Source organism: Streptomyces sp. NPDC087420 (genome assembly GCF_044744165.1).
Lineage (GTDB): Bacteria > Actinomycetota > Actinomycetes > Streptomycetales > Streptomycetaceae > Streptomyces.
In genome coordinates, this window is record NZ_JBIUXU010000001.1 from 430,020 (window position 1) to 439,652 (window position 9,633).

Consider the following 9,633-nt stretch of genomic DNA (forward strand, 5'->3'; position numbering starts at 1 on the left):
GTAAGGCGGAGGTACGGGGAAGAGTGAGGCGTACGGCGAAGGGCTGGGCGTACGGGGGCGCTAGGCGCTCCGCGCCCCGGCCGTCACCGGGGTGTCGGCCGTCGTCAGGCGCATCGGCCGCGCCTCGCGGACCGCGCGGTCGGCCAGCGCGCGGGACCCGCGGCCGATCGCGATCGCACCGGACTGGACCAGTTCCTTGATGCCGAAGGGCGCGAGCATCCGGAGCATCCCGTCGAGCTTGGCGCCGGAGCCGGTCGCCTCCAGGGTGACGGCCTCGGGGGAGACGTCGACGACCCCGGCGCGGAACAGCTCGGCGATCTGGACGATCTGGCCACGGGTGGTGTTGTCGGCGCCGACCTTCACCAGGACCAGTTCGCGCTGGACGGCGGAGTCCGCCTCCAGCTCGACGATCTTGAGGACGTTGACGAGTTTGTTGAGCTGCTTGGTCACCTGCTCCAGGGGCAGCTCCTCGTCGACCCTGACGACGATGGTGATGCGGGACAGCTCGGGGTGTTCCGTGGTGCCGACCGCGAGCGAGTCGATGTTGAAGCCGCGCCGTGAGAAGAGACCGGCGACCCGGGCCAGGATGCCGGGTGTGTTCTCGACCAGGACGGAGAGTGTGTGCTGGGACATGTCGGAGGGTCCTCTCAGTCGTCCGCGGAGTCGCCGAAGTCGGGGCGGACGCCGCGGGCGGCCATGATGTCGTCGTTGGAGGTGCCGGCGGCGACCATCGGCCACACCATCGCGTCCTCGTGGACGATGAAGTCCACGACGACCGGGCGGTCGTTGATCGAGTTGGCCTTGTCGATGACCGCGTCCAGTTCGTCCGGGTTCTCGCAGCGCAGGCCCACACAGCCCATCGCCTCGGAGAGCTGGACGAAGTCGGGGACGCGGGTGCCCCGGTTGGTGGCGGAGCCCACGCCCAGGGTGGAACCGGTCGTGGCGTTGGTGGCGCCGTCGTGCAGCACGGTGTTGGAGAAGCGGGCGCCGTAGAACAGGTTCTGCCACTGACGGACCATCCCGAGCGCGCCGTTGTTGATGATCGCGACCTTGATGGGGATGTTGTTCAGGGCGCAGGTGGTGAGTTCCTGGTTGGTCATCTGGAAGCAGCCGTCGCCGTCGATCGCCCAGACGGTCCGCTCGGGCCGGCCGGCCTTGGCGCCCATCGCGGCGGGCACCGCGTACCCCATGGTCCCCGCGCCCCCCGAGTTGAACCAGGTGCCCGGCTCCTCGTGCGGGAGGAACTGCGCCGCCCACATCTGGTGCTGGCCGACGCCGGAGGCGAACAGCGTGCCCTCCGGGGCCAGTTGGCCGACCCGCTCGATGACCTGCTGCGGCAGGAGCAGTCCCGGGTCGGCGGGCAGGTCGTAGCCGCGGCGGTAGGTGGCGCGCCAGCGGTCCAGGTCCCGCCACCACTCCGCGTACTCGCCGTACCGCCCGTCCTCGTGCTCGGCGCGCACGGCCGCGGCCAGGCCGGTGAGCACCTCACGGGCGTCGCCCACGATGGGCACGTCCGCGAGCCGGTTCTTGGAGATCTCCGCCGGGTCGATGTCGGCGTGCACGACCTTGGCGTACGGCGCGAAGCTGTCCAGCTTTCCGGTGACCCGGTCGTCGAAGCGGGTGCCCAGCGCGACGATCAGGTCGGCCTTCTGGAGGGCCGCGACCGCCGCGACGTCCCCGTGCATGCCGGGCATGCCCACGTGCTGCGGGTGGCTGCCGGGGAACGCGCCGAGCGCCATCAGGGTGGTGACCACCGGCGCGCCGGTCAGCTCGGCGAGGATCCGCAGCTCGGCCGTGGCCCGTGCCTTGAGGACACCCCCGCCGACGTACAGCACCGGGCGCCGGGACGTGCTCAGGAGCCGGGCGGCCTCCCTGATCTGCCCCGGGTGCGGGCGGGTGACGGGACGGTAGCCGGGCAGCTCCTTGACGGGCGGCCAGCTGAAGGTCGTACGGGCCTGGAGCGCGTCCTTGGCGATGTCGACCAGGACGGGTCCCGGGCGGCCCGTGGACGCGATGTGGAAGGCCTCCGCGATGGTCCTGGGGATGTCGTCGGCGTTCCTGACCAGGAAGTTGTGCTTGGTGATGGGCATGGTGATGCCGACGATGTCCGCCTCCTGGAAGGCGTCGGTGCCGATCGCCTTGGAGGAGACCTGCCCGGTGATCGCGACCAGCGGCACCGAGTCCATGTGCGCGTCCGCGATCGGGGTGACCAGGTTGGTGGCTCCCGGGCCCGAGGTCGCCATGCACACCCCGACCTTGCCGGTCGCCTGGGCGTACCCGGTGGCCGCGTGGCCGGCCCCCTGCTCGTGCCGGACCAGCACGTGGCGCAGCCGGGTCGAGTCCATCATCGGGTCGTAGGCGGGCAGGATGGAACCGCCGGGGATGCCGAACACGGTGTCCGCGCCGACCTCTTCGAGCGAGCGGATGAGGGCCTGGGCGCCGGTCACCCGCTCGACGGCGGTGGCGGGCTGCGCGGTGGTACGGACCCGCATGGGCGGGAGGAGGGCCGCGGGGGCCTGCTGCACGGTGTGTGGCATCGTCGGTTCCCAAAGTCCGTAGGGGTGGTGGCGAGGACGTTCCGGTGATCGGGGGCCGCGCGGCGGCGGCCGGGTGGTGCGTGCCCACCGCCGGGTGGGCACCGGAGCGGTGCGCCCGACGGACCGTGCGCGGGGGTCAGGGCGGCTTTCCCACCGCCAGCGGTGCCTCCCAGGTGTGCCGTACGACGTCCAGGACGGAGAGCCTGTTGACGGTGGGGCCGCCGACGTCGAGCGTGCCGCGTACCGCTATCGCCGCCGCGTAGCCCCGGTCCACCGGGACGTCGAGCAGGGTCCAGCCGGACGGCGGGTACGGCCCCTGCGGGCCTCCCGAGCCGACGTAGTCGAGGGCGGGGTCGCGGCCCAGGCCCGTACCGAGGCCCTTCAGGTAGGCCTCCTTGCGGGTCCACAGCCGGGCCAGCGCCCGGGGCCGTAACGCCGGTGGCAGCGAGGCCAGTTCGGCCTGCTCGTCCACGTGCAGCATCGCGGCCAGCTCGGCGGTGCTGTCCTGGTCCGACACCAGTTCGACATCGACTCCTATGGGAGCCGCCGCCGTACCGACGAGGGCCAGGTCGCCCCGGTGGGACAGGGAGAAGAACAGCTCGTGGTCCGTGTCGAGAACGGTCGGGCGGCCGTGCGGTCCACCGCAGCAGGGGCAGGTGTCCCGGCCGAAGTGGATGTCCTCCGGGCGCAGGCTCAGGTAGGAGCCGAGCAGCCGGCGGAGGGCGACGTGCGCGGCCGTGAACCGGGTACGGTCCTCGGCGCGCATGAGGCTGGCGGCGCGCTGACGCTCGGTCGCGTCGAGCACCTGTTCGTCCAGGATGCCGGTGGGGACATCCGAGACCCTCAGCAGCCAGAGGGCCGGCGAGCCAGGGGGTGGCAGCTCACGAACGACCCACGGCAGGGTGTGTTCCACGGGGTCTCTCCTGTTCGTACGGAGGGGGCGGGCGGGTCGGGTCTCATGCCGGCTCCGGCGCGGCCGGCAGGTCCCGCCGTCCGCGCATGGGGCCGATCAGGAGCAGCAGCGGGGTCAGGGCGAGCCCGGCGCCCAGCAGCCACAGGGTGGGCCGCAGGCCGAGGGCGGTGCCGAGGATCCCGCCGAGCAGGGAACCGAAGGGAATGGCGCCGAAGTTGGCGACCGAGATGCTGGCCGAGATGCGGCCGAGCAGCTGCGGCGGACAGTACCGCTGGCGGAACGCCCCCTGGATCACATTGGCGAGCACCACGCCCAGCGCCAGGATCGCGCTCCCCGCGACCAGCGCGGACAGCGTCCAGTCCCGCCCGGCCAGCGGGATGAGCAGGGCGAACGGGGCGCTGGCGGCGGTGGCCACCAGCAGGCCGCGGGCCGTGCCGAGCCGGGCGGTCAGGTGTTTGGCGGTGGTGGCCCCGAGGATCCCGCCGACACTGCTCGACGCGAGGAGCCAGCCGGTCGCGCCCTCGGGCACCCCGAGTTCACGGATGATGAAGATCGGCAGGATCGCCGACTGGGCCGTCAGGAGCAGGTTGGTGGCGGTGCCGTACGCGGTGAGGACACGCAGGTACGGGTCGTTGAGCGCGTACTGGAGCCCTTCCTTGATGTCCTGCCGCAGGGCCGGGCGTCCCTTCGGTTTCTCCGGGACCGGTTCCCTGCCGCGGATGGCGAGCAGGCACAGCGCCGAGACCAGGAACGTCCCCGCGTTGACGAGCAGCCCGGAGGCCGCGCCGAACGCCTGCGCCAGCAGACCACCGCCGCCGAGCCCCGCGACCTGGGCGACCGACTCGCTGCCCTGGAGCTTGGCGTTGGCCTCCTGGAGATCCTCGCGGTCGACGATGGACGGCACGTACACCTTGTACGAGATCCCGAAGAACACCGCCGCGAACCCGTTGAGCAGCGCCACCACCAGCAGGTGGACCATCGTCAGGACGCCGAGCCACGCGGCCACCGGGACACTCGCCAGGAGCAGCAGCGGGGTCAGGTTGCACAGGAGCATGATCGGCCGTCGCCGCATCCGGTCCACCCAGGCACCGGCCGGCAGGCCGATCAGCAGCCAGGGCAGCCAGGGCGCGGCGGCCAGCACACTCACCGCGAACGTGCTCGCGTCGAGTGTCACCACCGCCACCAGGGGCATGGCGACCGCGGTGATGTTGATGCCGATACGGTTGGTCGTCTCGCCGAACCACAGCAGCCGGAAGTCACGGTGGCCCAGCAGCCCGCCGCGCCGGGGGCGCCCGCGCTCCCCGCCGGGGAGGCGTTCCTCCAGTTGGGCGGTCATGACGTCACCGCCTTGAGCACGGCCTGCGAGAGCAGGGTCCCGGCGTGCGACCAGCGAGTGCGCCGTGCCGTCAACTCCGCCCGCAGGGTGGCGAGTTGTCTGTCGATCTGGCGGATTCCCTCCGCCGTGGAGCCCGGTCCGCCGCCGTGCACACACGCCTCGGCGACCCGGTCGGGCGCCAGCCCGCCGTCCCCGACGGCGGTGAACTCCGCCGCGTCCACCAGGGACCGCCCGGAGTCCAGGGCGCCGAGGACCGTCTCGCCGACCAGGTGGTGCGCGGCCCGGAACGGCATCCCGTCCAGGACGAGCCGCTCCGCCAGGTACGTCGCCGAGGTGAACCCGTCGACGGCCCGGTCCGTCATGCGCTCGCGCTCCGGTTCCGTACCCGCCACCACCAGACTCAGCAGGGTCACCGCGTCGGTGGCGCCGCTCAGGCCCGGCCACAGGTGGCGTACGGCCTCCGTGCCCACCGCGATGGCGTTGGTGTAGCCGCCGGTGGTCATCGCGGACGCCGCGGACACGAAGGCGCCGAGGCTCGCGGTGGACCGGCCCTGGATGTGTTCGAGGAGGAACGGATTGCGCTTCTGCGGCATCATCGAGCTGGACCCCACCAGGGTGTCGGCCACCCGCAGCAGCCCGAACTCCTCCGACGTCCACGTGCTCAGGTCCCGCCCGGCCCTGGCCAGCGTCACACCGAGCACGGCGGACGCCGACAGCAGGTCGAGGACGAAGTCCCGGGAGGCCACCGCGTCCACCGAGTTGGGCGCGGCCGACGTGAAGCCGAGGAGTTCGGCCGTGCGCCGGGGGTCGATCGGGACGGAGGTCCCGCCGATCGCGCCCGCGCCCAGCGGGTTGACGTCGAGCTGACGGCCCGCGTCGAGCAGTGCCTCGTACGCGCGCAGCACCGCCCCGGCGACACCCGCCAGATAGTGCCCGTAGCTGATCGGTACGGCCGGCTGCCCGTGCGTGTACGCGGGCATGATGACGTCCTGGTACTCCGCGGCCTTCGTCAGGAGTACGCCGGCCAGCCGGTCGACCGCGTCCAGCAGCGCCAGGTACGGCCCGCGGGTCTTCAGCCGGGTCGTGGTGGCGTTGAGGTCGTTGCGCGAACGGCCCGTGTGCAGGATGCCGCCCGTGCTGTCACCCAACTGCTCGATGAGGCGGCCCTCGTAGGCCAGGTACACACCGCGCGGCATGGGCGTCGCCCGTACCGGCGCGAAGTCCTGGCCGCGCAGCTCCTCGATGGCGCGCAGCAGGGCCGCCGCCCGGCCGGCGTCCACGATCCCGCACTCGGTGAGCATGATCAGATGGGCCCGGTCGACCTCGCTGATGCAGCGCAGCTCCTCGCCGAGACCGTCGCCCGCCGTGTCCGGGAGGTACTGGTCGTAGACGATGCGGTGCGCCTCGGCGTCCAGCGCGGCCTTGAGCCGGCCGGTGTCGACGCCCCGCGCCGTACCCGTCCCCGCTTCCGTTCCGGTGGTCATGTGCGTGCCTCCGCCGTGCGGATCGGTGTACGAGACCGCGTCGCCCAGCAGGGCCACGGCCCGGTCGGCGGACCGGGCGGCCCGCCCCGCGTGGTCGGCGACGGCGATGACATGGCCGACCCGCCCCCGGAAGTCCTCGGCGGGGCCCACCCGTTCACCCTCGGTGCGGTAGAGCACCGCCTCCACCGTGTCCTGCACCGCGCGGGCCCGGTCCACGGCGTCCGCCAGTACGGCGGCGGGGGCGAGGACACCCTCCCGGCCGGACGTCAGGAACCGGATCGAGGCACGGGCGAACGCGCCGCGGCCCAGCTCCGGTACGCCGCCGAGCGCGGCCTGCACCTGGGCGAGCACCAGATCGATCCCGCAGGCCCCGCGCACCAGTTCGGGGATCATTCCGCCGGCCAGCCGGGGGTTGACCTCGATGACGCTGACGGCCCGGGAGTCGGTCCCGGTCAGCCGCAGCTCCACATGGGCCGCCCCCCAGCCGAGGCCCAGGGCCCGTACGGCTGCCACCGCCGTCTCGCGCAACGCGCGGTCACGATCGCCCGGCAGCGGGGCCGGCACATCGTGGCCGACCTCCACGAACACCGGCAGCGGGCCCACGTGCTTGGCGACCGTCACGACCGCCTCCGTACCGAACACCTCGACGGAGAACTCCGGCCCCGTCAGGTACTCCTCCACCAGGATCCGGCCCGGGACCGCGACCCCCCGCTCGTTCACGGTGGCCGCCAGGAGCGTCCCGGCGTGCTCGGCGACCTCGTCGAGGTCCGCGCAGAGCCGTACGCCCAGACTCCCCGAACCCCGCACCGGCTTGACCACCACGGGCAGCCCGATCTCCCGGGCCGCGCCGACCGCGCCCGCGGCCCCGGAGACCACGGCGAAGCCCGGCATCCCCACCCCGGCGGCGGCCAGCACCCGGCGCTGCTCCGCCTTGTCGCGGCAGGCCCGTACGGCCTCCGCGTCAGGTCCCGGCAGCCCGAGCCGGCGCGCCAGCGCGGCGGCGGTGGGCACGTAGTACTCGGAACTGGTCAGGACACCGGCCACCGTGGCCCCACCGGTCAGCGCGCCGACGGCCGCCCACAGCGCCGCCTCGTCCGAGGTGTCCACGGTGACCGTACGCACCCCGTCCTCGGCGGCGTACGGGTAGCGGCCCGGGTCCGCGCACAGCAGCACGGGCACCACCCCGAGGTCGGCCGCGCGCCGCGCGAACAGCCGTCCCGTACCGGTCGTGTTGCTCTCCACCAGGAGCAGCAGGCGCTCGCTCATGAGCCGACCGCCGGCATCACCACGTCGTCGAAGCCCCGGCGGGCCCACAGCAGCCGTGACCAGGCGGTGGTGGCGTCCAGCGGGTGCTCGACGGTGAGCGGGCCGCCGGGCGCGGGGGCCGGGACGATGCCCTGCTCGCGCAGCCAGGTGTTGTTATAGACCGTGGACTGGTAGCGGTAGCCCTCGTCCGGCAGCACCATCACCACCGTGCTCCGCGGGTTGCGCTCCGCCCACCACGACGCCACCTGGAAGGACGCGCCGCTGGTCGGGCCCATGAACAGGCCGTGCGCGCGGTACAGCTCGTGGGTCGCGTGGAATGCCTCGGGGGCCGTCACCCAGTGCACCTCGTCGTACGCGCGGTGGGTGACGTTCCCCGGGTGGATGCTGCTGCCGAGACCGCGCAGGGTGCGCGGGCCGTCCGGGTTGCCGAAGATGATGCTGCCGTGGGTGTCCACGCCGACCAGGTGCAGCGCGGGGTCGGCGGGACGCAGCGCGGCGGCGAGTCCGCCGGTGGAGCCGCCCGAACCCACCGGGCCCACCAGGCAGTCCACGGAGCCGACGGTGTCACCGATCAGGTCGGCGACCACGCTGTACGCGCCCGGGTTGTCGGGGTTGTCGTACTGACCGGGGACAAAGGCGTCCGGGTGCTGGCGGCGCAGCTCCTCCACGCGGGCGAGCCGCGCGCCCTGGATGCCGCCGGGCTGACCGGTGTGCTCGACGATCTCCACCGTCGTACCGAGCATTTCGAGCCGGGTCCGCAGGTCCCGGTCGATCGCCGAGTCGCCGACGATGGTCAGCGGATAGCCGCGCAGCCGGCAGACCATGGCCAGGCCCAGCGCGAACGTGCCCGAGGACGTCTCGATGACCGGGGTGCCCGGGGAGATGAGCCCCGCCGCCTCGGCGCGGTCGAGGATGTAGCGGGCGGGGAGCAGCTTCATCAGGGTGAAGGCCGCCGCGTAGAGGTTGTCGGTCACCTTGATGATGCGGGGCAGCTCGGTGGCCTCCACGATCGAGGAGTGAGCCCTCGTCAGGGGGGCGGGAGTGGCCGCCGTCGGCGTGGTGGGGGTCGTCGTCGTGAGCGTGGTCGTCGTCATGTCAGTCACCCGTTGTGTAGTTCCACTGCTCGTGAATTCCGAGCTCTTGCAGGAGGCGCTGTGCCAGGCCGGTCCGTTCCTCGACCTCGGGGTCGTCCCGGTCGAAGAGGAGACCCGCGATGTCTCCGCTGTGCGCCGCCTGCACCCCGAGCGCTCCGGAGGCCCGCGCGACGTTCCGGATCAGGTCGAGCTTGGGGATGGGCAGATGACGCTGGTTGATCTCCGTGCTGGCCGTCGCCACCGACCCGAGCAGGGCGACGTCCTTCATCTGGATGGCCTCCCGGAGCATCGCCTGGAGCCGGGTGAAGAGGCCGATCTCCTCCTGGTCGTAGCGGGCCGGCGCGAAGGCCAGCGTGTCCACGCCCTGCCCGTCGTTCTCGGGGCGGGCACCGAAGCCGAGGACCCGCATCGGCGGCATCCGGTAGCCGAAGTCCTCGATCACCGTGCCCTCGCGCTGGGCGAAGAGCACGGTCGACTCCTCGAACATCAGGGAGTCGGACGCGGTCTCCGCGCGTACCGCTATCCGGGCCACGTCCTGCGGCGGCAGCGGGCTGGTGAACGCGTCCTTGACGGCCCAGATGGCCGCGAGGACGTCGCTCGTCGACGAGCCGAACCCCCGGCACAGCGGCACGTCCCCGGTCAGTTCCAGATGACCGCCCACGGGCCCGGCGTCCGCCGGCGTGACGGCCCGCACGGCGAGTTCCGCCGCGCGCCGCGCCTTGCCCTTCCAGTCCGGCGAGACGGTGACCTCGGCGCCGGGGGCGGGGATGAAGGTCGCGCGGGTCGCGTGGATGGTGCAGGGCAGAGTGACCAGACCGCGGGTGAGTCCACCGTCACCGGTGAACACACCCTGCAGGATCTCGCCATGATGGACGGGGGCCGAAGCTACCCCGACACGCCAGTCGGAATGATCCACCATTTCCTTGACTTTCTGTTGCCGGTGAAGCCGTGACCTGCGGATGGCTTCACGCTATGCAGGCCGGAACCCGCCGCCCGGCACAAG

Annotated in this window: 7 protein-coding genes; all 7 read right to left on the bottom strand. The window is 72.6% G+C overall.

What is annotated here, in order from left to right:
• Nucleotides 1-60: 60 nt before the first annotated feature.
• Nucleotides 61-633: an acetolactate synthase small subunit gene (gene ilvN, locus ACIO1C_RS01950; protein ID WP_401857249.1), complete on the bottom strand. Its 573-nt coding sequence runs from the start codon at nt 631-633 to the stop codon at nt 61-63.
• 14 nt (nt 634-647) lie between these two features.
• Complete coding sequence (locus ACIO1C_RS01955; protein ID WP_401858015.1) at nt 648-2,492, bottom strand: acetolactate synthase large subunit; 1,845 nt, start codon at nt 2,490-2,492, stop codon at nt 648-650.
• A gap of 181 nt (nt 2,493-2,673) precedes the next feature.
• The gene (locus ACIO1C_RS01960; RefSeq protein WP_401857251.1) at nt 2,674-3,450 is read right to left on the bottom strand and encodes a 4'-phosphopantetheinyl transferase family protein; all 777 of its coding nucleotides are present in this window, start codon (nt 3,448-3,450) and stop codon (nt 2,674-2,676) included.
• Between the two features lie 43 nt (nt 3,451-3,493).
• The gene (locus tag ACIO1C_RS01965; protein ID WP_401857253.1) at nt 3,494-4,786 is read right to left on the bottom strand and encodes an MFS transporter; all 1,293 of its coding nucleotides are present in this window, start codon (nt 4,784-4,786) and stop codon (nt 3,494-3,496) included.
• Nucleotides 4,783-7,536: an argininosuccinate lyase gene (gene argH, locus ACIO1C_RS01970; protein WP_401857255.1), complete on the bottom strand. Its 2,754-nt coding sequence runs from the start codon at nt 7,534-7,536 to the stop codon at nt 4,783-4,785. The genes ACIO1C_RS01965 and argH overlap by 4 nt, the downstream gene beginning before the upstream one ends.
• Nucleotides 7,533-8,630: a PLP-dependent cysteine synthase family protein gene (locus tag ACIO1C_RS01975; RefSeq protein WP_401857257.1), complete on the bottom strand. Its 1,098-nt coding sequence runs from the start codon at nt 8,628-8,630 to the stop codon at nt 7,533-7,535. Before ACIO1C_RS01975 ends, argH begins: the two co-directional genes overlap by 4 nt.
• Nucleotide 8,631: 1 nt before the next feature.
• Nucleotides 8,632-9,477, bottom strand: coding sequence for a kinase (locus ACIO1C_RS01980; protein WP_401857259.1), 846 nt, complete (start codon nt 9,475-9,477; stop codon nt 8,632-8,634).
• Between the last annotated feature and the right edge of the window lie 156 nt (nt 9,478-9,633).

What these genes read in the sequence shown, in the direction of transcription:
- ilvN (WP_401857249.1), bottom strand. Translation starts at nt 633, where the DNA reads ATGTCCCAGCACACACTCTCCGTCCTGGTCGAGAACACACCCGGCATC.
- ACIO1C_RS01955 (WP_401858015.1), bottom strand. Translation starts at nt 2,492, where the DNA reads ATGCGGGTCCGTACCACCGCGCAGCCCGCCACCGCCGTCGAGCGGGTG.
- ACIO1C_RS01965 (WP_401857253.1), bottom strand. Translation starts at nt 4,786, where the DNA reads ATGACCGCCCAACTGGAGGAACGCCTCCCCGGCGGGGAGCGCGGGCGC.
- argH (WP_401857255.1), bottom strand. Translation starts at nt 7,536, where the DNA reads ATGAGCGAGCGCCTGCTGCTCCTGGTGGAGAGCAACACGACCGGTACG.
- ACIO1C_RS01975 (WP_401857257.1), bottom strand. Translation starts at nt 8,630, where the DNA reads ATGACGACGACCACGCTCACGACGACGACCCCCACCACGCCGACGGCG.